At 32.7% G+C, this 22,790-nt stretch carries 18 protein-coding genes; 11 read left to right on the top strand and 7 right to left on the bottom strand.

All coding sequences use genetic code 11. The features are described 5' to 3' along the window. Positions 1–4 precede the first annotated feature (4 nt). Positions 5–2,374 carry a ribonucleoside-diphosphate reductase subunit alpha gene (locus ELQ07_RS02600; protein WP_134224681.1) on the bottom strand — a complete coding sequence of 790 codons (2,370 nt, stop codon included), beginning with the start codon at positions 2,372–2,374 and terminating at the stop codon, positions 5–7. 15 nt (positions 2,375–2,389) lie between these two features. Then, complete coding sequence (purB, locus tag ELQ07_RS02595) at positions 2,390–3,718, bottom strand: adenylosuccinate lyase (RefSeq protein ID WP_044261804.1); 1,329 nt, start codon at positions 3,716–3,718, stop codon at positions 2,390–2,392. A gap of 77 nt (positions 3,719–3,795) precedes the next feature. On the opposite strand from purB, the gene ELQ07_RS02590 reads away from it, so the two are divergent. From ELQ07_RS02590 to dsbI, 6 genes are all read left to right on the top strand, one after another. Then, positions 3,796–4,698, top strand: coding sequence for an RluA family pseudouridine synthase (locus tag ELQ07_RS02590; RefSeq protein WP_070316625.1), 903 nt, complete (start codon positions 3,796–3,798; stop codon positions 4,696–4,698). Between the two features lie 113 nt (positions 4,699–4,811). Beyond that, a complete protein-coding gene (locus ELQ07_RS02585) occupies positions 4,812–5,678 on the top strand; it encodes a fumarylacetoacetate hydrolase family protein (RefSeq protein ID WP_070316624.1) in 867 nt (288 codons plus the stop codon). 97 nt (positions 5,679–5,775) lie between these two features. After that, the gene (locus ELQ07_RS02580) at positions 5,776–6,690 is read left to right on the top strand and encodes a cytochrome-c peroxidase (RefSeq protein WP_070316623.1); all 915 of its coding nucleotides are present in this window, start codon (positions 5,776–5,778) and stop codon (positions 6,688–6,690) included. Continuing rightward, complete coding sequence (locus ELQ07_RS02575; protein WP_070316622.1) at positions 6,680–8,458, top strand: methyl-accepting chemotaxis protein; 1,779 nt, start codon at positions 6,680–6,682, stop codon at positions 8,456–8,458. The genes ELQ07_RS02580 and ELQ07_RS02575 overlap by 11 nt, the downstream gene beginning before the upstream one ends. Before the next feature lie 106 nt (positions 8,459–8,564). After that, positions 8,565–8,732: a disulfide bond formation protein Dba gene (dba, locus tag ELQ07_RS02570; RefSeq protein ID WP_002779270.1), complete on the top strand. Its 168-nt coding sequence runs from the start codon at positions 8,565–8,567 to the stop codon at positions 8,730–8,732. An 11-nt stretch (positions 8,733–8,743) separates the two neighbouring features. Continuing rightward, on the top strand, positions 8,744–10,270 hold the full coding sequence (dsbI, locus tag ELQ07_RS02565; protein ID WP_070316621.1) for a disulfide bond formation protein DsbI: 1,527 nt from the start codon (positions 8,744–8,746) through the stop codon (positions 10,268–10,270). 19 nt (positions 10,271–10,289) lie between these two features. On the opposite strand, the gene ELQ07_RS02560 is transcribed toward dsbI, so the two are convergent. Next, a complete protein-coding gene (locus ELQ07_RS02560) occupies positions 10,290–10,718 on the bottom strand; it encodes a GNAT family N-acetyltransferase (RefSeq protein ID WP_002837854.1) in 429 nt (142 codons plus the stop codon). Between the two features lie 2 nt (positions 10,719–10,720). Continuing rightward, a complete protein-coding gene (gene queC, locus ELQ07_RS02555) occupies positions 10,721–11,407 on the bottom strand; it encodes a 7-cyano-7-deazaguanine synthase QueC (RefSeq protein WP_070316620.1) in 687 nt (228 codons plus the stop codon). Between the two features lie 76 nt (positions 11,408–11,483). Between queC and ELQ07_RS02550 the strand changes: the two genes are divergently transcribed. Together ELQ07_RS02550 and ELQ07_RS02545 are read left to right on the top strand one after the other, a co-directional pair. Then, positions 11,484–12,710 (top strand): HD domain-containing protein, encoded by a 1,227-nt coding sequence (locus ELQ07_RS02550; RefSeq protein WP_052859121.1) that lies wholly within the window; start codon positions 11,484–11,486, stop codon positions 12,708–12,710. A gap of 91 nt (positions 12,711–12,801) precedes the next feature. Beyond that, entirely contained in the window at positions 12,802–13,326 is a 525-nt protein-coding gene (locus tag ELQ07_RS02545) for a YagU family protein (protein ID WP_070316619.1), read from the top strand. A gap of 11 nt (positions 13,327–13,337) precedes the next feature. On the opposite strand, the gene ilvD is transcribed toward ELQ07_RS02545, so the two are convergent. After that, entirely contained in the window at positions 13,338–15,014 is a 1,677-nt protein-coding gene (gene ilvD / locus ELQ07_RS02540) for a dihydroxy-acid dehydratase (protein ID WP_134224680.1), read from the bottom strand. Positions 15,015–15,173: 159 nt separating this feature from the next. On the opposite strand from ilvD, the gene ELQ07_RS02535 reads away from it, so the two are divergent. The 3 genes from ELQ07_RS02535 to ELQ07_RS02525 all read left to right on the top strand — a co-directional run bounded on the left by ELQ07_RS02535 (position 15,174) and on the right by ELQ07_RS02525 (position 16,734). Beyond that, a complete protein-coding gene (locus ELQ07_RS02535; protein ID WP_002855562.1) occupies positions 15,174–15,821 on the top strand; it encodes a ferritin family protein in 648 nt (215 codons plus the stop codon). 64 nt (positions 15,822–15,885) lie between these two features. Next, entirely contained in the window at positions 15,886–16,125 is a 240-nt protein-coding gene (locus ELQ07_RS02530; RefSeq protein WP_002855574.1) for a ComEA family DNA-binding protein, read from the top strand. Between the two features lie 33 nt (positions 16,126–16,158). After that, positions 16,159–16,734 carry a ribonuclease HII gene (locus ELQ07_RS02525; RefSeq protein ID WP_134224679.1) on the top strand — a complete coding sequence of 192 codons (576 nt, stop codon included), beginning with the start codon at positions 16,159–16,161 and terminating at the stop codon, positions 16,732–16,734. On the opposite strand, the gene ELQ07_RS02520 is transcribed toward ELQ07_RS02525, so the two are convergent. Further along, positions 16,735–18,180 (bottom strand): glutamate synthase subunit beta, encoded by a 1,446-nt coding sequence (locus ELQ07_RS02520; RefSeq protein WP_134224678.1) that lies wholly within the window; start codon positions 18,178–18,180, stop codon positions 16,735–16,737. A gap of 10 nt (positions 18,181–18,190) precedes the next feature. Further along, entirely contained in the window at positions 18,191–22,681 is a 4,491-nt protein-coding gene (gltB, locus tag ELQ07_RS02515; protein WP_002877914.1) for a glutamate synthase large subunit, read from the bottom strand. Positions 22,682–22,790 lie beyond the last annotated feature (109 nt).

Here is a 22,790-nt window from a genome sequence, read left to right as displayed (position 1 = left end):
GTATTTATTGGCAACCTTCACATTCTATGCTACGATCTGCAACATTGACTTTTTCACTATCAGGGCTTTCACTTCTTAAATAATAAGTAGATTTTACTCCAAGCTCCCAAGCAAGTTGATAAATTTCATTTAAATATCCCCCACTTGCTTTATCAAGTGATAAAAAGATATTTAAACTCTGCCCTTGATCGATCCATTTACCACGCACAGCAGCAGCCTTTACAAGAATTTTTTGATCAAGTTCGTAGGCTGGAGTATAGTATTGCCAAGTATCAAGGCTTAAATTTGGCACAACAACAGGTATCATACCACTTAAATTTTGTTCAAACCACTTTCTTTTGTAAACAGGTTCTATAGTCTGCGTAGTACCCACCAAGATAGAAATAGAAGAAGTAGGTGCAATGGCCATCAAATAACCATTTCTCATACCATCTTTTTTAACTTTTTCTCTAAGTTTAACCCAGTCGCATTCACTTTGATCAAATAAGCCTTCTCTTAAAGTTAAAGCTTTAGCCTTAGGACTTGCTACATCAATAGGAAAAATCCCCTTGCTCCAATTTGATCCTTCAAAATCTTCATAAGAACCTTTTTCAAGAGCTAAATTTGAACTCGCATTAATAGCCTCAAAGCTAATTTGCTCCATAATCTCATCGATTTTATTTAAATGCTCATCGCTTCCCCAATGAATCTTAGCCTCAGCAAGCATTTGTGCTTCACCCATGACTCCAAGACCTATGGCGCGAGATTTTAAATTTGTATCTTTTACTTTTCTATGAGGATAAAAATTTAAATCAATTACATTATCAAGCATACGAATAGCCGTTGGCACAACACGCTCTATATCTTCTTTAGTATACACTTTGCTAAGATTTATACTTGCTAAATTACAAACGGCTGTTTTTCCATCATTTTTATATTTTTCCACTATATAAACTTTATTACCATTAATACTATCTAAAGTTGAGATTTTTTTGGCTGGTTTTTCATATCCCCCATCGATCACAATCTTTTGCTCTTCATCAAAATGAAGCTCATCTCCATTTTCAAAAACTACTTTAATTTGATAATAATTTGGCTCGGTATTTTGAAAAATTTCAGTACATAAATTTGAACTTCTAATAATTCCTACATGAGCATTTGGATTTGCTCTATTAGCACTATCTTTAAAACATAAAAATGGCAAGCCTGTTTCAAAATAATTTAGTAAAATTTTCTTCCAAAGCTCTTTGGCTTCTACAATTTCTTTTACAATGCTTTCATCTTTTTCGTATTCTTCATAGCGTTTTTCAAAAGCCTCACCATACAAATCGCATAAATCTGCTGTATCTGCAGGATCAAAAAGAGTCCATTTATCATTAGCCCTTACTCTTTTCATGAAAAGATCATTAATCCATAAAGCAGGGAAAAGTTCATGTGCACGGCGTCTTTCTTCACCTGAATTTTTACGCAAATCGATAAAATCACTTATATCCATGTGCCAAGGTTCTATATAAACGGCTATAGCTCCTTTTCTAGTTCCTAGTTGATCTACTGCTACGGCAATATCGTTGGTAATTTTCAAGAAAGGTATAATCCCTCCTGCAGCATTTTTATGCCCATCTATGCTTCCACCCATAGCACGCACTTTAGACCAATCCCAACCTATGCCGCCACCAAATTTAGAAAGCAAAGCCATTTCTTGGTAAGAATCAAAAATACCTTCAATATTATCAGGAGTTGAACCTATATAACAAGAACTAAGCTGATGGCGTGTTGTTCTTGCATTAGATAAAGTCGGAGTTGCAAGCATGAGTTCAAATTTAGAAATTAAATCATAAAATTTCTTCGCCCATTCTTGAGGATTAAATTCATTCTGCGCTAAAAACATCGCAATGGCCATAAACATTTGTTGAGGAAGTTCTATAGGCATACCTTTACTATCTTTAATCAAGTATCTATCATATAAAGTTTTAATACCAAGATAAGTAAATTGCATATCGCGTTCAGGTTTAATATAAGCATTTAAATCATCTAAATCATATTTTTCTTTAAGACCAAGTAAAATTCTTCCTTCTTTTTCACCCTTTTGAAAATACTCACGCAAATGATTATAGCGATTCATACCATTAACTTTTTTATATAAATCAAATAAAAAAAGTCTAGCTGCAACAAAGGTCCAATTTGGACAATCAATATCTATCTTATCTACTGCAGTTTTAATTAAAGTTTTTTGAATTTCTTCAGTTGAAATTCCATCACGAAATTGAATCTTTGCATCAAGTTCAAGTTCGCTTAAATTCACACCTTCTAAATCTTTTACAGCATCAGAGGTGCATTTTTTGATCTTAGAAACATCCAATTCTTCTGTACGACCATTTCTTTTAATAACTTTCATTGCCTTCCTTGCTTTTTATTTAAATGTTCTTTTAAAAATTGCATCAACATTTTTTGTATAGTAGTTATAATCGAAACATTTTCTTACATCCTCTTCACTCAAACTTTTTCTTAAATCTTCATCACTTAAAAGCGCTAACAAAAACAAACTTTCATTTTTTTCATTGATAGCAGCCTTGCCATTTTGCAAATCTGCCCAAACTTTCATAGCGTTTCTTTGAACTATTTTATAAGCTTCTTCACGACTAATGCCTTTAAATGGAAGTTCTAAAAGCACCCTTCCTGAAAATACAAGTCCGCCTGTAAGATTTAAATTTTTCATCATATTTTCAGGATAAACCAAAAGCTTATCAATCAAATTTGTAAGACGCATAAGCATAAAATCAGCCGTGATAAAAGCATCAGGCAAAATAAATCTTTCAACACTAGAATGAGATATATCTCTTTCATGCCAAAGTGCGACATTTTCTAAAGCTGGAGTTACAAAAGATCTAAGCACACGACAAAGCCCTGTGATATTTTCACTTAAAACAGGATTTCTTTTATGTGGCATAGCTGAACTTCCTTTTTGTCCTACACTAAAATACTCTTCAGCCTCATAAACTTCAGTTCTTTGAAAATGTCTTATGGCTACAGCGATTTGCTCACAACTTGAAGCTAAAATCGCAATAGCAGAAATAACCTGAGCATAACGATCTCTTTGGATCACTTGATTTGAAACAGGAGCGGCCTTAAGACCTAAATTTTTACAAACTTCTTCTTCAAATTCTAAAGGAGCATGAGCAAAATTTCCCATTGCACCGCTGATTTTTCCATAGCTTATCACTTCTTTTGCATGTTCTAAAAGCTCTTTTGCATGCGAAATTTCATCATACCAAATAGCTAGCACCAAACCAAAAGTAATAGGTTCTCCATGAATTCCATGACTTCTTCCTACCATTAAGGTGTTTTTATGCTCCAAAGCACGCTTTTTGATCGCTTCTAAAAGCAAAGAAACATCTTCTAAAATAAGCTCCAAACTCTCTTTTATCTGTAAAGCAACAGCTGTATCTATACAATCAGAACTTGTCATTGCATAATGCACAAAACGACTCTCTTCTCCCAAACTTTCACTTACACTTGTAAGAAAAGCTATAACATCATGTTTTGTGGTTTTTTCTATTTCATCTATTCTTGCAATATCAAATTTTGCATTTTTAAGAATTTTTTCGCAGTCTGTGTCATTAATGAGACCGAGTTTATTCCAAGCTTTTACAGCGGCTAATTCTACTTTCAGCCACGCATCGTATTTTGCTTGCATGTCCCATTTTTTAGCCATGATTTCTCTGCTATATCTTTCAACCATCTTTGAAACCTTTTTAGCTATAATTTTATATTTTAAAAAACAGAAATTATATCAAATTATCCTAAGAAAGTTATTAAATGGCCTACATAAAAATAAAACTCTCAAACAATGGAAAAAAGGCGTTTCAAGTCCTTATGGAAAATTTAAAAATTAGCATAAATGAAGCACAAAAACTCATAGACAAAAAAAGGCTTTTTTGTGATGGAATTTTAGTAGAAGAAAAGAATAAAATTTTAAATGGTTTAGTAGAGCTTATAGTCTATGAAAACAATCCCAAAGGAGTAGAAATTGTCTTTGAAAATGAAGACTTTGCCATACTTGAAAAAGAAAGTGGGATCTTAAGCCATCCAAATGGTAGACATTGTAAATACAGTCTTAGTGATGAAATTTGGCATCTTTGGGGAAAAGAAGCTTGCGTAGCACACAGGCTCGATAAAGAAACGAGCGGACTTATACTTATAGCCAAAAATAAAAAAGCTCAAATTGATCTTAAAAGCTTGTTTGAAAAAAAACTAGTTCAAAAAGAATACCTTGCTCTAGCTCATGGAAAAATAGAAGAAAATTTTATAGTTGATAAAGCTATAAATTTAACTAAAAACTACGATGATATAAAAACAAGAATGCAAATTTGCAAAGAAGGAAAACAAGCTATCACTGAATTTGAAATTTTAGAATACTTTCCTAAAATCAACGCTACTCTTTTACTTTGTAAACCCTTAACAGGCAGACAACATCAAATAAGAGTACATTTGCATTATAAAAATCATACCATTTTAGGCGATCCACTATATGGGCTTAGCAAAAAACAAATCGAAAGTATTTTAGATGAAAAATTAAATCCTAAAGAACGCTTAAAACTTACAGGTGCCTTGCGTTTGTGTTTGCATTCTTATCGTTTGAAATTTCAATATAAAAATCAAAATTTTGATATCAACTCAAAAATAAACATAAAAGAAATTTTCAACAATTCCATAAAATAAAATGATGTTTCACTACGCTACAATCAATCACTTTTTTACCAAATTTTAAAACAAAAAAATAATTCTTGCTAAAACTTTAAGTATAATTAAATAAAAAAAAGCGAGATTTTCCAATGAAATTTGTTAATTTTATACAGGGTCAAAAACACAATCTAGGAGTACTAAATTCTAGTGGAAAAATTGTAAGTTTTACTGATCTTGGCATTGAAACTAACGATATGAATGAATTTATTATCTATTTTGATAAATTTAAACACAAGCTTACAGACTTGGATTCTAAAATAGCCTATGAAATTCCAAAAGAAAATTATCTAGCCCCTATTATAGAACCTCGTCAAGATATTATATGTCTTGGGATTAATTTTTTAGATCATGCCAAAGAATCTGCCAAATTTAAGGGTGAAAAATTTGAAGAAAGAGAATATCCTGTATATTTTGGAAAACGCTGCAATCAAGCCACACCACCTTTTGGTGATATACCTTTACATGCAGATGTAACTTCTCAGCTTGATTACGAATGTGAGCTTGCATTTATTTTAAGTAAAGATGCTTATAAAATCAAAGCTAAAGATGCAAAAGATTATATCTTTGGTTATACTATTATCAATGAAATTTCAGCTCGCGAACTTCAAAAACGCCACAAACAATTCTACCGAGCAAAAAGTCTTGAAGGCAGCACTATAATGGGACCTTATATCACAAGCGTAGAAGAAATTTCTTACCCTCCTAAGCTCCAACTTCAAAGCTATGTCAATGATGAACTACGCCAAAATTCTAACACCCAATTGTTTATTTTTGATATTGCTTATGTCTTAGAAGAACTTAGCACGGGCATGCTTTTAAAAGCTGGAAGTATTATATCTATGGGAACTCCTAGTGGAGTAGGCATGGGGTTAAATCCACCTACTTTTTTAAAATCAGGAGATAAAGTACGTTGTGTCATAGAAAATTTAGGAGAACTTTGCAATAAAATAAAATAAAAAAACTTTAAATAAAAAATATCAATTATTAAACAATTTGCTAAAATTAAAGTATAATGACATTCTTAGAAATTTAAACTTAAGGTAGAAATTTGTTATGAAAAAAATAATAATAATTTTATGTTTATCTTATGCAAATATAGTCTTTGCAGTAGATATGATAACCCCTATTCCAAATTCCATCTCTTATGATAAAGAAAAAGCTAAACTTGGAAAAAGTCTTTATATGGATAAAAGTTTATCCAAAGATGGAAAAGTTTCGTGCAATACTTGCCATAGACTTGATCAACACGGCGTTGATGGACTTGAATTTTCAATAGGAACTGATAATCAACTTGATAAACCCTTTAACACTCCTACAACTTTTAACTCTGTATTTAATTTTGTGCAATTTTGGAATGGTAGAGCCAAAGATTTAGCAGAACAAGCAAAAGTGCCTTTTTTTAATCCAAAAGAAATGGGACTAAGTCCTGAACTTCTTTTGCAAAAAGTTAATTCTAATGAGGATTATGTAAAAACTTTTAAAAAACTTTATGGAGAAGTTACGGTAGAAAACATAGCTCTTGCAGTTGCTGAATTTGAAAAAACCTTAATCACTCCAAATTCTCCTTTTGATCGCTATCTTAACGGAGATCAAAATGCTATTTCAGCTCAAGCTAAAAAAGGTTATAAAGATTTTAAAGCTAATGGCTGCATTTCTTGCCATCAAGGTCAAAATATAGGTGGAAATATGTTTCAAAAAATCGGTATTTTTGAAGAATACCCAAATCAAGAAGATTTAGGACGCTATGAAATCACAAAAAGAGAAGTTGATAAAATGGTATTTAAGGTTCCTAGTTTAAGAAATATAGCCAAAACTGCGCCTTATTTTCATGATGGTTCTATACCTACTTTAGATGCTTGTGTTCAGTTTATGGCTTACTATCAACTAGGAAAATTTTTAGATCAAGAAACAGTTGATAATATAGTTGCATTCTTAGAAAGCTTAACAGGAGAATATCATGACAAATAAAAAAAGTTCATTTTTGATAAAATTTATTATTTTATCTACGCTAGTTTTAGCTTTCATTCTTGTTTTATTAGGTATTATTTTTAATAACTACTCCTCATCTAAAGATAATAAAAACTTGATAAACACAGTTCAGCAGCTACAAATTTCAGATGAAAAAATCAATTTCGTTTTTCAAAATAGTTTTAATTTTATTAACTATGATCCAAGTGTTCAGGCAATAAAAAAAATGCAAGAAAACTTTAAAAAGCTTAAAAATTTTGGGATTGACATAAGTAAAGCAGAAGAAATTTTTAATGCCAAACTAATCCAGCTTAATTATTTCAAATCTGCAAATTCCATAGCGGTAAATTCAAAACTTTACTTGTTTGAATTGGCTAAAAATTATTTTGAAGAATTAGAACAAAACCATGAAACAAATAAAAACAACTATAAAACAATGAACTCTATGTTAAGCGTTCTTTCAACTGAAAGTATTTTGCAAAAAACAACACTCAATCAACTCAACAGTCTTATGAAAGAAATCAAAAACGATACAAAAAGTGAAAATTTACAACTTTTTTTAAAACACTATAAAATGATTGTAAAACAAATTTCTGTTATGCAAGATAATTCTTCTATTTATGAGAATAATTCTCTTATGAAAGAGTTAAAACAACTTAACACTTTCACCCAAAATGCTATAGAGCAGTCCAATTTATTTAAATTTTATATCGCTTTAACAGTGTTTGGAATTACTATCATATTATTTGTATTTTTTATTTTATTAACACTAAAAAAAGTCATCATGCCAATTCATACTTTAGAAAAATTAAGCGCTAATTTAGCTAGTAAAGAAGCCAATCTACACTCTCGTTTAAATATAGATCCAAAAAGCGAGCTTGGACAAAGCGCTCAATATATTAATTCATTTATTTCCACCGTTCAAAACTCAATCATAGAAGCCATAGAAAACGCCAAATCAAGTCATCAAAATTCACAAAAGCTCAAAAATAATTCCATGATGCTTGAAAACAGTTCTAATTCACAACATGAACAAATTCAAGGCGTTAAAGAAATCACCTATGTCTTAGATGATCATATCAATCTTGCGGGAAATTTAGCACAAGAAAGCATAGAAAATATGCAAGATATGCACATACTGATGGATAAGGTAGAACTTACTCTATCTGAACTTGTAAATTTAATAAATGAAAATAATAAAAAAGAACAAAATATAGTAGCCAATATGGACAATCTAACCCAAAGTGCAGATAATATCATAGAAATTACAAGTTCTATTAGAGATATAGCCGATCAAACCAATCTACTTGCTTTGAATGCAGCTATTGAAGCTGCAAGAGCGGGCGAACATGGACGGGGTTTTGCAGTTGTTGCTGATGAAGTAGGTCAACTTGCCGATAAAACAAGCAAATCTCTTTTAAATATCAATGCTACTGTTAATGCTATAGTCCAACAAATCAATGACAACAAAGCCTTGATGGATCTTATCCATGATTCTATGAAAGAAACCTCTTTAAAAACCAATGATTTACAACAAGAACTTGTAAATTCTATGCATAAACTAGAAAGTTCTATAGAATCAACCCAAACCATGAAAGATAAAAGTATGGAAGTAAAAGATAGAATGCTTATCCTAGGAACAAGCATAGACAAGGTTAATGAGCTTGCAAATTCTGTTAAAGATTTATCATGCGAAATCAATAACATCTCTCAAAATGTTCTAAATGGTGCGTCTAAACTCTCTGAAAAATTAAGTAGATTTCAGTAACTTTTTTCGTGTTAATTTAAATTAACACGAAATTTTAATAAAAAATTTATTTTTAATTTATGTTTTTAAAGTAAAATTAACAGTTTTTATTTCATAAGGAGATACTATGGAGTTTCTTGAACTTTTATTAGTTTTAATCGCCTTGATACTGATTATCAAAAAACCAGAAAAAGAAAATTTGGCTTTTGGTTTGGTAATGGTAGCTTGGCTTTTAATGGTTTTTTTCTATGTTGGCCACAAAACAGGCGCACTATTAACAATAATGAATCTGTAAGGAAGGGCTAAATGAACGAAATCAATAAAACAAAAAATTTCTACACACTAATGTGTTTAGCAGGCTTTTTGATCATACTCTTGCCTGTAGGTATCGCAAATTTTGTATTTGGTTATATGTTGGGCGATAGTCCTTGCACGCTTTGCTGGGGACAAAGAGAAGCAATGATCTTTATTGGTGTGATGGCACTTTTCATTGTTCGTTATGGCATGAAAGGTAAATACCTTGCTGCTCTTTTAATCATGACAGCAATAGGGCTTTATCAATCTTTTGCTCACTATGGTAATCACGCTCATAGAGATTTAGATCAAGGTTTTGGTTTAGCAGTTTTTGGTATCCATACTTATTTTTGGGCCGAAGTGGTATTTTGGGCTGTTGTATTGCTTTTAGGTGTGATTTTTGCTTTTGCTCCTAAATTTAATGCTTTTGAATTAGAATTAAACGGAGAAAAATTTAGAAAATATACGAAATTTTCTCTCGCAGCTGTAGTTATCAGTGCGATTGTAGTAGCTTCAAATGTTTTCCAAGCTTTTGTAAGCACAGGAATTCCTCCTTATGTAGGACAAGGCGATCCTGTAAGATTTAGCTTAAATCCAAAATACATCATTTGGAGTAAAGAAGGTTGGAATGGTTTGTGGCAAAATATTTCTTTCTTAGGAAAACGCGATGTTAAAGCTCCTGATTATGCTTTTGCACCTGCAAGTGAAAAACTTGGCATAAAATTTGATAATGATATCAACAATGCTCCATTTGCAAAAATCAATGATGAACTTAAAATCACAAATGAACAAACCATAAATTTTAATAAAGCAATCAATACTCTTGATTATATCAACAATGAATTTGTAATAAGCTCTAAATGGGATGTGGCTTTCTTAGATAATAATTTTAGCGTTAAAGAAGGTTTTGAACTTGATCCTTATTTTTCAGCTTCTATTGATCCAATCATTGGTATCATACCTTATATGAATGATAAATTCATTCTTATGGGCTCAAACAAATCTTTCTTAAGATTTGCAAAAAATCCTAATGCAAGTGAAGAAGATATCGCTAAACAATACGCTGATTTTGCAAAAGGCAATGATAAATTTAAAGGCCAAGGAGAAGGTTTAGGTCGTGGAAGACTTGATACTGTAAGAGCGAAATTTAACCATGTAGCAAGCATGACTACAGATGGAAATTATCTTTATCTTGCAACTGTTCCAAACAACAAAGACGCTAAAACTTTTGTAATCTCTAAAGTTTCTTTAAAAGATCGTGTTCTTTCAGGAGAATTTACTCCAAAAGCAAATCTTAAAGAAGGTAAAACTTTAGGCGATCTTTATGTAACTTCTATGACTTTTAAAGATGGAGAAATTTATGCACTTAGCAAAAACCACAATGTGATTGCCGTAATTAATCCAGTTAAAGAAGAAGTAGTAAAAACCATCGCTTTCCCAAGCTCTATCACTAATGCTAGAAGCATTTTCTTTAAAGATGGAAAAATCAACATTCTTTCTTATCAAGATGGAGCAAACAAACTTTATACTCTAAACTAAAAAATAAAAGCCCTAATTTCTAGGGCTTTTGCATTTTGAGCAAAGTAAAACCGAAATTATCTTTGTATTCTCCTACTTTTTCAAACCCAAATTTTTGATAAAATTTTAAAGCATTTGGATTGTCAAGATTAACTTCTACTTTCTTGATCTTAAAATCATCTAAAGCTTTTTGCAAAAGCTTGGAACCAATTTTTTTACGGAAATATTCTGGTTTAACAAAAAGCATTTGAATACACTCTTCATCTGCCCCTAAAAATCCTACAAATTCATCATTTTCATAAGCAAATAAAAAGTTTAAATCTTTAAAATCGGCATTTTGTAAATATTCTTTGATGGTCTGAAAATTTTTTTCATCCAAAAAATCATGCGTTGCCTTAACACTTTGCTCCCAAATTTCTAAAAGTCCTTTGGTTTGTTCTTGATTTAAATTTTCATAATGTTTTATCATTTTCACAATGCTTTATATTTTTTATATTTAATCTTATCTTTAACCCCTGCTTTTTCAAAACCTCTTAAACGAAGCAAACAGCTATCACACTCCCCGCAAGCTTCATCTTCACTCTCATAACAAGACCAAGTAAGTTCTAAAGGCACATTTTCTTTTAAGGCTAGTTCTACAATTTTAGCTTTGTTCAGTCTAACAAGCGGAGTTTTTATACAAACTTTAAAATTCTTACTCGTGCCTTCATTGATAAATTCTTGTGCTTTTTGTATAAACTCATCAGTACAGTCAGGATAACCACTGCCATCTTCTTCTACCACCCCTATAAAAATACTCTCACAATTTTCCTTTTCAGCCAAAGATCCTGCTATGCTTAAGAAAATTCCATTGCGAAAAGGCACATAGGTGATAGGTGGGGTATCACTTATGCAAAGCTCATTTTTAGGAATGTCTATACTTTTATCGGTTAAGGCATTACCCCCTATATCTTTGATAAAACTCACATCTAAAATATAAGATTTTTCTACTTTTAAAGCCCTGCAAATTTGTTTAAAGCATTCTTTTTCTTTTTCTTGAGTGCGTTGTTCATAGTCAAAATGCAAAGCGATGATTTCATAACCTTCTTTTTTGGCTAGATAAGCACACAAAGTACTATCCATACCGCCACTTATGATACAAAGTGCTTTTTTACTCATTTTTATCCTTAAATCTGCTATAATTTCGCAATTTTAACGAAAATTTTTAAATTTAAATTGCAAAAAAGGCAAAAGCATGGTAAACATAAAACTCATAGAACACATTTTTAAAGCCGCTTCTATCAGTCGTTGGAATGATTATCCAAGAATGGCAAATTTAGTGGAACTTGACAAACAAGCTCATAAATTCATCATTGCATATTTTATCGCTAAAATGGAAAAAGATGTGGATATGAGAGTGATTATAGAAGGGGGAATTTTTGAGTTTTTAAGTCGTGTGGTAGTAACTGATATACGCCCTGATGTGTATCATGAAATCGTGCGTCAAAAAAAAGCTGAAGTTAATGCTTGGGTTTTAAGCAAAATCGAACCTATGATAGAAGATATAGAAGAAGGAGAGTTTTTAAAGCGTTTTGAAGCGTATTTAAACGGCAATGCTTATGCTAAAGAAAGACTTATCTTAAAAGCAGCTTCGTATTTTGCTACAAGATGGGAATTTAACATAGTTTATCAAACCTCAGCTTTTTTAAATGATATTGATGAGATTAAAAACAAAGTTGAAGAAGAATTAGAAGATTACTATGAACTTATAGGAGCTAGAAAAATCGCTTTAAATCAAAAAATTGCAAAAATTATTGATCTTAGCGGAAGACTTCGCTTTCAAAAGCGTTGGGCTCAAACTCCACGCATACCAGAAACTGCAGTTTTAGGACATATGCTTGTGGTGGCGATTTTGGGATATTTTTACTCACTAAAAATCAAGGCTTGCGATAAAAGACTTGAGAATAATTTTTATTGTGCTTTATTTCATGATTTACCAGAGTCTTTAACGCGTGATATTATAAGCCCTGTAAAATACGGCATTGATGGGCTTCATGATATCATAAATGATTATGAAATGAAACTTATTAATGAAAGAATTTTACCCTTTGTACCTGAGGGTTTAAGGGCTGAGTTTTCTTATATTTTAGGCATTAGAGAAGGTAGAAACGATGAGTCAAATTTTGTAAAAAATGAGTTTGAAAATCGCACCTATAAAAATGCTAAAATAGAACTTTGCAGCGGAAGTTTAAGTTCTTTTAATGAAAATGAATTTGGTGCTATAGATGGTAAGGCGCTTAAATACTGCGATAAAATTGCTGCTTATATAGAAGCAGGACTTAGTATAAGCTATGGTGTAAAGTCTAAAGAACTTGAAAGTGGTTTTTTAGGAATGCATGAGTTTTTTAAAGAAAATCCTACTATAGATGGGGTGAATTTTTTTGAAATTTGTGAAAGTTTAAGAGAGTATTTTAAAATTTAAATAAGATTTTTATACTCCTATTTTCAATATATTTTAAATAAAAATATTATAAATTCAAATTTTATTTTGTATAAAATATAAAGGAGTTATTATGAAAAAATACTTTCAAAAGCGCTATACTTTAGCCTTTTTTATAGGTATATTAGCGGGTATTTTCGGAGCTATTGTTAAATGGGGTTGGGAAGTACCTTTTCCTCCAAGAAATCCCAATGTTTTTTGGCCAGTAGATGCCTTAGAACGCGTTACTCCGCCTAAAATTTTTCTAGAACAACTAGGCTTGCCTACTGATTGGACTTATATGTTTTCAGGTATGCAAATGCCTTTGTCAATTTTTATAGTGCATGTCGGTTTTTCTATTGTTTTTGGAGTGGCTTATTGTATGATAGCAGAAAAATGGCGCCGTATTACTATGTGGCAAGGTGCAGTTTTTGGATTTTTTGTTTATCTTTTTGCCCATGTTATTGTAATGCCTTTAATTGCAGAAGTTCCACCACTTTCTGAAATTCCTTTTGATGAACACCTGTCTGAAATTTTTGGCCATATTGTTTGGCTGTGGGGTATGGAAATAGTTCGTAGAGATATAAGAAATCGTATAACTAAAGAAATAGAAGAATGAAAGGTTTCCTTTCATTCCATATCTAAAACTGCACCTTTACTAGCATTGCTGACAAGTTTTTGATACATTCTAAGCCATCTTGAAGGCACTTCTTTTTGAGGTAATACAAATTCTTTTTTGCGTTTAGCGATTTCTTCTTCGCTTAAATTTGCATGGATGGTATAAGCATCTACATCAATTTCTATTTCATCTCCATCTTTTAAAAGTCCTATAAGACCACCTTCAGCTGCTTCAGGGGAAATATGACCCACGCTTAAACCCCTTGTAGCCCCGCTAAAACGACCATCAGTGATTAAAGCCACATCAGCACCCAAACCCATACCCATTAAAAGTGAAGTAGGGCTTAACATTTCTTGCATACCAGGACCCCCTTTTGGACCTTCATAGCGTATTACACAAACATTTCCTTTTTGTACCTTGCCTTTGATAATGCCTTTAATAGCTTCATCTTGAGAGTTAAAACAAACAGCTTTGCCTTTAAATTTTCTTTCTCCGATTATTCCTGCGGTTTTTATAACACAACCTTGCTCAGCTAAATTTCCAAACAAAATAGCAAGCCCACCTACTTTTGAGTAAGCATTATCTACTTTACGAATGATATTTTCATCTTTGATTTTGGCATTTTTTAAGCGTTCTTTGAGACTTTCTCCTGTGATAGTCAGTGCATCAAGTTCTAAAATATGTCCTTGTCTGCTTGAAATTTCAGCCATAACTGCACTCACACCACCTGCTTTGTGGACATCATCCATATAAACACTATTTAGCGATGGGGCTATTTTTGCTATGTGTGCAACTTTACTTGAGATGAAATTTAAATCTTTAATATCTAGTGCCACCCCTGCTTCACGCGAAATGGCAAGCATGTGTAAAACAGTATTGCTACTTCCACCCATTGCCATATCTACTACCATGGCATTACGCACGGCTTTTTGAGTGATGATATTGCGAATTTTAAAACGCTCATCTAAGGCGATTTCACAAATACGACGCGCTGCTTTTCTTAAAAGCTCTTCTCTTTCTTTGCTTAAGGCTAAGATGGTTCCATTACCTTCTAGTGCTATACCCATAGCTTCGCACAAGGTATTCATGGAATTTGCTGTAAACATTCCCGAGCAAGATCCACCACTTGGACAGGCTGAACATTCTATATCTTTAAATTCTTCTTCGCTAATTTTTTTGGCTTCATAAGCTCCTACAGCTTCAAAAACAGAGCTAAGACTGATCTTTTCTCCTTTTTTGGTTACTCCTGAAGCCATAGGCCCACCACTTACAAAAATGGTTGGAACATTAACCCTTAAAGCTCCCATTAACATACCAGGAGTGATTTTATCGCAGTTTGGGATACAGATTAAAGCATCAAGTTGATGAGCATTCATCACCGTTTCAATAGAATTTGCGATGATTTCACGACTTGGTAAAGAATAAAGCATACCTTCATGCCCCATAGCTATACCATCATCTACACCTATGGTATTAAACTCAAAAGGCACACAACCATTTTTGCGTATCTCATCTTTAATGATTTTAGCATAATCATTTAAAAAATAATGCCCTGGGATTATGTCTATATAGCTATTTGCTACACCTATAAAAGGTTTGTCAAAATCTTCATCTTTCAAACCACAAGCACGAAGTAAAGAACGATTAGGCGCTTTTAAATGTCCTTTTTTTATCGCATCGCTTCTCATTGTAACTCCTGATAATAATTTTTTAAAATTATATTTAGCAAAGCTTAATTTTTGTGAAATTTATTTTGATATACATTTTCATAAATGATAAAAATTATTAATTGACAAAAATATTTTTTTATAATACAATGCTTTTTGATAATCAAAAAAGGAGTCAAAATGAGACAATATGAAACCTATAAATGCCAAAAATGTGGCAATGAAGTAGAAGTTCAAAATGTAGGTGGCGGTAAGCTTAGCTGTTGTGGTGAAGAAATGAAATGTATCACTACAGATTTAACTGCAGTAAATTTGATGAAAGCTTTTGCAGGTGAATCTATGGCAAGAAACAAATACGATTTGTTTGCTGATGTGGCTGAAGAAGAAGGTTGGCACGCGGTTGCTAGACATTTTAGAGAAGCAGCTGAAAATGAAAAATGGCATGCAAGAGCAGAATTTAAAGCTTATCATGAAATCGTTGATGGCAAACCTTTAGAAGTAACTACTAAAAACCTAGTAAGTGCTGCAGAAGGTGAAAACTATGAACACACAACTATGTATCCAAATTTTGCAAAAATCGCTGAAGATGAAGGTAAAAAGGCTATAGCAAGATTATTTACAGCTATTGGTAAAGTAGAAATCGAACACGAAAGAGAATATCTAGCACTTAAAAAAATGCTTGAAGAAGAAGAATTTTTTAATAGCGAAGTAGAAGAATTATGGGTTTGTGAAGTGTGTGGACATATACATCGTGGCAAAAAAGCTCCAGCAGCCTGTCCTTTATGTAAAGCACCAAAAGAGTATTTTAAACGCGAATTTTTGGGTTAAGTTAAGAAATTCTTATCCTTTTTAAGATAATATTATAATTATTTTTTAATAAAAGGATAAGAAAATGAAAAAATTACTATTTTTATTTTTTGCTTTAACGGCTTTTCTCTTTGGTGCTGTAAATATCAACACTGCAACACTAAAAGAATTAAAAAGTTTAAATGGTATTGGCGAAGCTAAGGCTAAAGCGATTTTAGAATACCGCAAAGAAGCAAATTTTACAAGTATTGATGATCTTAAAAAAGTTAAAGGCATAGGTGATAAGCTTTTTGAAAAAATCAAAAATGATATCACAGTAGAATAAAAGGGCATTTTTGCCCTTCTTTTTAGAAAAATTTTGAAAACTTTATTTGACACAAAAGAACTTTTAAACGAATTTGATATAAATTTAATCGGTATTGATGAAGCAGGACGCGGTGCTTTAGCAGGTCCTATGATGATGGCGGCTTGTAAACTGAACAAAAAACTTGATGGGTTGTGCGATTCTAAAAAACTAAGCGAAAAAAAACGCGAAGAACTTTATGAAATCATCATCAAAAATTCAAATTATCTCATACTTTCTTTTTCTTCAGAACAAATCGACGCACTAGGCTTAAGCACTTGTTTAAAAACAGGCTTAAAGCTTATAAAAAAGCATTTTAAAGCAGAAAATAACTTCTTATATGATGGAAACACCAACCTAGGCATAAACGGAATAAAAACACAAATCAAAGCCGATGCTAGCATTTTGCAAGTAAGTGCAGCTAGCATACTTGCAAAAGTTAGTAAAGATAGGGCGATGAATTTCTTAGCTAAAGACTTTCCTTGTTATGAATTTGAAAAAAACAAAGCCTACGGCACAAAAGCTCATAAAGAACTTATAGCTAAATTTGGAATTTGCAAACTCCACCGAAAAAGTTTTAAACTTTTATGATTATTTTGCTAAATTTTGATGCAAACTCAAAGCACATTCTATACCATCTTTTATAGCCCAAACAACTAAAGATTGTCCTTTTCTAGCATCTCCACAAGCAAAGATTTTTTTATGAGTGGTTTGGAAATTTTCTGTGCTTATGTTGTTTTTCTCATCTAATTTCACTCCAAAATTTTTAGAAATAGCTTCTTCGCACCCGCTAAAACCCATAGCTAAAAGTACTAAATCCGCTTTATAAGTTTTTTTAGAATTTGAAATTTCGACATTTATAGCTTTGCCTTCTTTAAACTCGCGTTTTAAATCATTTGCTTCAACACCTTCTACATGAGTTTTTCCTAAAAATTTCTTTGTCATTTTTTGATATTCCCTAGGATCTTTGCCATATACACCAATGGCTTCTTCTAAACCATAATCAGTAGTAAAAATGTCAGCTTTTAAAGGCCAAGGATTGTTTTGGCCTCTTTGCAAAGGTCTTTTTGGACTTCTTTCAAAACGCACTATAGATTTAGCTCCTTGTCTTGTCGCTACAGCGATACAATCCACACTTGTATCCCCGCTTCCTATAACCAAGACATTTTTACCTTTGGCCGTATCTGCACCCTTGCCTGTTTTTAACAAAGTTTTGGTATTTTGCGTTAAAAAATCAAGAGCAAATTCAACCCCTTTTAGTTTTCTACCTTCTATATCAAGATCTATAGGCTTACTTGCTCCTGTACAAAGTACCAAAGCATCAAATTCTTTTAGAAGTTTTGAAACCTTATCTTTGCTGTCTATATTTTCATTCACTTTAAATTCAATCCCACTTTTTTTAAGCAAATCCACCCGTCTTTGAACTATACTTTTATCAAGCTTCATATCAGGGATGCCATACATCAAAAGTCCGCCTATTTTATCGCTTCTTTCAAAAACACTCACTTTATAACCTAGTGAATTTAAAGTATTAGCACAAGCAAGCCCAGCAGGCCCACTTCCTATGATAGCGATTTTTTTGCCATTGTATTGCTTAGGTTTATTTACTCTTACTAAATTTTCCTTAAAAGCATTTTCTATGATGGATAATTCATTATTTTTTATGCTCACACTAACACCATTTATCGCACACACACAAGAATCCTCACAAGGAGCAGGGCAAACACGACCGGTAAATTCAGGAAAAGGATTGGTAAGATCAAGTCTTTCATAAGCTTCTTCCCATAAAGAACGATAAATAAGATCGTTCCATTCAGGAATGAGATTATTTAAAGGACAGCCCACATCTTTTCCTTCGCTCATCACACCCGTATGACAAAAGGCCACACCACAATCCATACATCGTCCGCCTTGAATTTCTTGTTCTTTTTTATCCAAAGGTATAGTAAATTCTTTGAAATTTAAAACCCTTTCCTTAGGAGCAATTTTTTTAAAATCCATTCTTTTAAAGTCTAAAAAACCTCTTGCATTTCCCATTTTTTACTCCTTATTTTTGTGTGATTTTCAAAAATGCTGCTAAATTTGGATCTTTTTCATTTTTACAAAGATCAAGCATTTTTAACATCTTTTCATAATCTCTTGGCATGACTTTAAAAAAGTCTTTTTTATCGAATTTTTCTAAGATATCTTTAGCCTTTTTAGAATCTGTATAAGCGATATGTTTTTCTATCACAGCTTTTAATTCTTTTTCATCCTTAGCATTAAGATCTTTAATATCCACAAGCTCGGTATTTACATGAGCTTCATTGTGTCTTCCAAAGATATAAACAACGCCCCCACTCATACCAGCAGCGAAATTCGCACCCACATCTCCAAGAACTACAACTTGCCCACCTGTCATATATTCACAACCATGCACGCCTGTTCCTAAAACCACAGCCAAAGCTCCTGAATTTCTTACACAAAATCTTTCCCCTGCTATACCATCTAAATACACTTCGCCTTTTGTAGCTCCGTATAAACAAGCATTTCCTGCGATGATATTTTCTTCAGGTGAAAAAGTGGCTTCATTTGAAATTTTTGCTATGATTTTACCACCACTTAAACCCTTGCCTAAATAATCATTGCTATCGCCTATAATCTCAAGTTTAATACCCTTTAACAAAAACGCTCCAAAGCTATTGCCTGCATTGCCTATAGCTTTGATATGGATACTATCCTCATCTAAAGCATCTTTTCCATAAGTTTTTAAAATTTCACTTGAAAGCATAGTCGCAAAAGTACGGCTTTGATTTCCTACTTCTAAAGAAAGTTTGATAGGCTCTTTTTTCTCCACAGCATTTTTACAAAGCGGAAGTAAAATTCTATAATCAATCGTTTTTTCAAGCTTGTTATCTTTATAGTCTTTAAAATGCACAGCGGTTCTATTATAAGTAGGCAAGGATTTTAAAATTTTATCCAAATTTAGCTTTCCTGCTTTACCTTGCACACTTTTTTGGCGGAGTTTATCCACACGACCTATCATATCATCTAGGCGTTCAAAACCAAGCCTTGCCATGTATTCTCTAAGCTCCTCAGCTATAAAATACATAAAATTAATCACATCATCTACTTTGCCTTTGAAGCGATCTCTAAGTTCTGTATCTTGAGTGGCTATACCAAAAGGACAGGTATTTAGATGACAAACTCTCATCATCGTACAACCTAAAACAATCAAAGGCGCGGTTGCAAAACCAAATTCTTCAGCTCCTAAAAGTGCCGCTATGGCTAAATCACGCCCATTCATAAGCTTTCCATCAGTTTCTAATCTTACCCTATCTCTAAGCTTATTTAAAATCAAAGTTTGATGTGTTTCAGCCAAACCTAACTCCCAAGGAATTCCTGCATGCGGTATAGAGGTTCTAGGACTTGCACCCGTACCTCCATCATAACCTGAAACAAGGATTAAATTCGCTCCTGCCTTAGCCACACCTGCAGCAACCGTTCCTATGCCATTTTCGCTTACAAGTTTTACTGAAATTTTAGCGTCTTTGTTAGCATTTTTTAGGTCATAAATAAGTTGAGCCAAATCTTCTATAGAATAAATATCATGATGAGGAGGTGGGGAAATAAGCGTCACACCTGCAGTAGAATGTCTAGCCTTAGCTATCCAAGGATAGACTTTAAAGCCCATTAATTGTCCGCCTTCTCCTGGTTTTGCGCCTTGAGCGACTTTGATTTGAATTTCTTTTGCATGACTTAAGTAGTTTAAATCCACGCCAAAACGCCCACTTGCTACTTGCTTAATGGCTGAGTTTTTATCCACACCCTCTTTGATTTCATAGCGTTCTTCATCCTCGCCACCTTCACCTGAATTTGATTTAGCACCTATTTTATTCATAGCTTGTGCTAAACACTCGTGTGCTTCTTTGGAAATAGAACCATAACTCATCGCCCCTGTTCTAAAGCGTTTAACTATACTTTCTACACTTTCAACCTTATCTATACTGATAGCTTCACTAAAATCAAATTCCATCAAAGAACGCAAATTAACTTGTTTTTCATCTACTAAAGCCGAGTATTTTTTAAAGCTTTTATAGTCTTTGTTGCGACAGGCTTGCTGAAGATTAAAAATCACAAGCGGATCGATTAAATGTTCTTCTTTAGCACTTCTAAAACCATGAATTCCTTTAGAATCTAAAGCCTTATGTGTATCATTAAAAGCATGTTTGTGTAAAGCAATGAGTTCTTTTTCAAAATCTTCTAAATCCATACCTTCAATGCGTGAAGTTGTAGAAGTGAAGTATTTATCAATCACCTTAGAGCTTAAACCCAGACATTCAAAAAGTGCAGAGCCATTATAACTTTGCAAGGTAGAAACCCCCATTTTAGAAGCAATTTTGACTATACCACTTGAACTTGCCTTGATGAAATTTTCTACCGCCTTTTCATAACTTAAATTTAAATCTTTATTGGCAATGAGTTTTTGTATGCTCTCATAAACCAAATAAGGATTAATAACAGTCGCACCATAACCTAAAAGACATGCAAAATGATGAATTTCTCTAGGTTCACCACTTTCGATGATAAGACTTGTGTGTGTTCTTAAATTTTTTCTTACTAGATGATTATGCACTCCAGAAACAGCAAGCAAAGCGGGGATATAAGCGTTTTTTTCATCCACTCCTTTATCGCTTAAAATGATAATAGAAACACCTTTTTTAACCTCATCTTCTATCTTAACGCAAAGCTCATCTAAAGCCTTTTCTAAAGTTTTTTTAGAATAATCATAAAGTATAGAAAATTCTTTAACTTGAAATTTATTTAAAGCCTTAACTTCAAAAAGTTCTTCATTGCTTATCACAGGCAGGGCTATTTTTACGCGTTTTGCATTGTTTTCATCGGGTTTTAATAAATTGCCTTCGCTTCCTAGATAAATCCTTGTAGAAGTAACGATCTCTTCTCTTATGGCATCAAGAGGAGGATTAGTTACTTGTGCAAAAAGTTGTTTAAAATAATTATACAAAGGTTGATAAGTTTTAGAAAGTATAGCCAAAGGAGTATCTACACCCATAGCTGCTATAGCTTCTTTGCCATTTTGAGCCATAGCAGCCACACTCATTTTAAGCTCATCATAACTCCAACCAAAAGCTTTTTGGAGTTTTAAAACCTCATCTTCTTTTAAAAACTGATGTTTATAAACTCCGCTTTTTTGTTTTTCAAGTTCAACTAAATTTTTAAGCCATTTTTTATAAGGCTTAGCATTAGCATAATGCTCTTTGATTTCATTATCAGCTATAACCCTACCTCTTGCTGTATCAACGAGTAAAAGTTTTCCAGGTTCTAAGCGTTTTTTAGCTTTGATATTTTTTTCATCAAGTTTTAAAGCCCCTGTTTCACTTGAAAGTATGAGCATATCATCTTTTGTAAGATAATACCTTGAAGGACGAAAACCATTTCTATCCAAACTCGCCCCCATAATCACTCCATCAGTAAAAACTATAGCAGCAGGTCCATCCCAAGGCTCCATCAATAAAGAATGATATTCATAAAAAGCACGCTTTTTGCTTTCCATATTTTCATTTTTATGCCAAGGTTCTGGCACCATCATCATAAAAGCTTCTTCTAAAGTGCGACCATTTAGAGCTAAAAATTCTAAAGTATTATCAAACATTGCAGAATCACTGCTAGGTTTAGCTATAATGGGAAAAATTTCATCTAAATTTTCAAAATACTCACTTTGCATCAAGCCTTCTCTAGCTCTTATGCTATCAACATTTCCGCGTATGGTATTAATCTCTCCATTATGCACCATATAGCGGTTTGGATGTGCTCTTTCCCAACTTGGAAAGGTATTAGTCGAAAAGCGAGAATGCACCAAAGCGATGGCTGATTTCATATTGACATCTTTAAAATCAAGATAAAAATCGCTCAATTGAGTTGAAAGAAGCATTCCTTTATAAACTATGGTGCGTGAAGAAAAACTTGAAAAATAAAATTTTGGCACATTAATAGCTCTTTTTTCTATAAGGCGACGCGTACTATAAAGCACTCTTTCAAACTCAAGTCCTGCACTTATTTTACTTGGTTTTTTCACAAAGGCTTGTAAAAAATAAGGCATAGCTTTTAAAGCACTTGCACCTATATCGCTAGGATTAAAAGGCACTTCTCTAAAACCTAAAAATTCAAGTTTTTTATCCTTTAAACCTTGTAAAAATATCTCTTTTGCTTCTTCTTTTGCATCAGTATTGGGTGATAAAAACATCTGTGCTACGGCATAATCACCCTTTTTAGGAAGTTCAAAACCCAATTCTTGAGTTTTAAAAAAATCATGTGGAATTTGGATCAAAATCCCCGCCCCATCACCTGAATTTTCTTCAGCTCCTGCACCACCTCGGTGCTCAAGATTCATCAAAATTTCTAAAGCATCACAAATAACCTTATAAGAAGCAATACCGCGTATATTAGCAACTGCAGCGATACCACAGGCATCGTGTTCGTTCTTTGGGTGATATAAACCTATGCTTTGATTATTTTCTAGGATATTTTCTAAATCCATTTTGCTCTCCTTATAAGACTGATTTAAATTTTGTTAGCTTTATAAGGATTATAGCATATATTTTTTTAAAATCGATATAATTTTTATCTTAAAAATAAATAAATTAAAA

The sequence above is a fragment of the Campylobacter sp. US55 genome, assembly GCF_004378955.1.
GTDB classification, from domain to species: domain Bacteria; phylum Campylobacterota; class Campylobacteria; order Campylobacterales; family Campylobacteraceae; genus Campylobacter_D; species Campylobacter_D jejuni.
This window is presented reverse-complemented; position numbering and strand designations above follow the sequence as displayed.

Coding starts and splice junctions, on each gene's coding strand:
- ELQ07_RS02575 (WP_070316622.1), top strand. CDS start 6,680: ATGACAAATAAAAAAAGTTCATTTTTGATAAAATTTATTATTTTATCT.
- ELQ07_RS02530 (WP_002855574.1), top strand. CDS start 15,886: ATGAAAAAATTACTATTTTTATTTTTTGCTTTAACGGCTTTTCTCTTT.
- ELQ07_RS02520 (WP_134224678.1), bottom strand. CDS start 18,180: ATGGGAAATGCAAGAGGTTTTTTAGACTTTAAAAGAATGGATTTTAAA.
- ELQ07_RS02600 (WP_134224681.1), bottom strand. CDS start 2,374: ATGAAAGTTATTAAAAGAAATGGTCGTACAGAAGAATTGGATGTTTCT.
- purB (WP_044261804.1), bottom strand. CDS start 3,718: ATGGTTGAAAGATATAGCAGAGAAATCATGGCTAAAAAATGGGACATG.
- ELQ07_RS02560 (WP_002837854.1), bottom strand. CDS start 10,718: ATGATAAAACATTATGAAAATTTAAATCAAGAACAAACCAAAGGACTT.
- dba (WP_002779270.1), top strand. CDS start 8,565: ATGGAGTTTCTTGAACTTTTATTAGTTTTAATCGCCTTGATACTGATT.
- ELQ07_RS02590 (WP_070316625.1), top strand. CDS start 3,796: ATGGCCTACATAAAAATAAAACTCTCAAACAATGGAAAAAAGGCGTTT.
- ELQ07_RS02585 (WP_070316624.1), top strand. CDS start 4,812: ATGAAATTTGTTAATTTTATACAGGGTCAAAAACACAATCTAGGAGTA.
- dsbI (WP_070316621.1), top strand. CDS start 8,744: ATGAACGAAATCAATAAAACAAAAAATTTCTACACACTAATGTGTTTA.
- ELQ07_RS02580 (WP_070316623.1), top strand. CDS start 5,776: ATGAAAAAAATAATAATAATTTTATGTTTATCTTATGCAAATATAGTC.
- ELQ07_RS02535 (WP_002855562.1), top strand. CDS start 15,174: ATGAGACAATATGAAACCTATAAATGCCAAAAATGTGGCAATGAAGTA.
- ELQ07_RS02545 (WP_070316619.1), top strand. CDS start 12,802: ATGAAAAAATACTTTCAAAAGCGCTATACTTTAGCCTTTTTTATAGGT.
- ELQ07_RS02550 (WP_052859121.1), top strand. CDS start 11,484: ATGGTAAACATAAAACTCATAGAACACATTTTTAAAGCCGCTTCTATC.
- gltB (WP_002877914.1), bottom strand. CDS start 22,681: ATGGATTTAGAAAATATCCTAGAAAATAATCAAAGCATAGGTTTATAT.
- ilvD (WP_134224680.1), bottom strand. CDS start 15,014: ATGAGAAGCGATGCGATAAAAAAAGGACATTTAAAAGCGCCTAATCGT.
- queC (WP_070316620.1), bottom strand. CDS start 11,407: ATGAGTAAAAAAGCACTTTGTATCATAAGTGGCGGTATGGATAGTACT.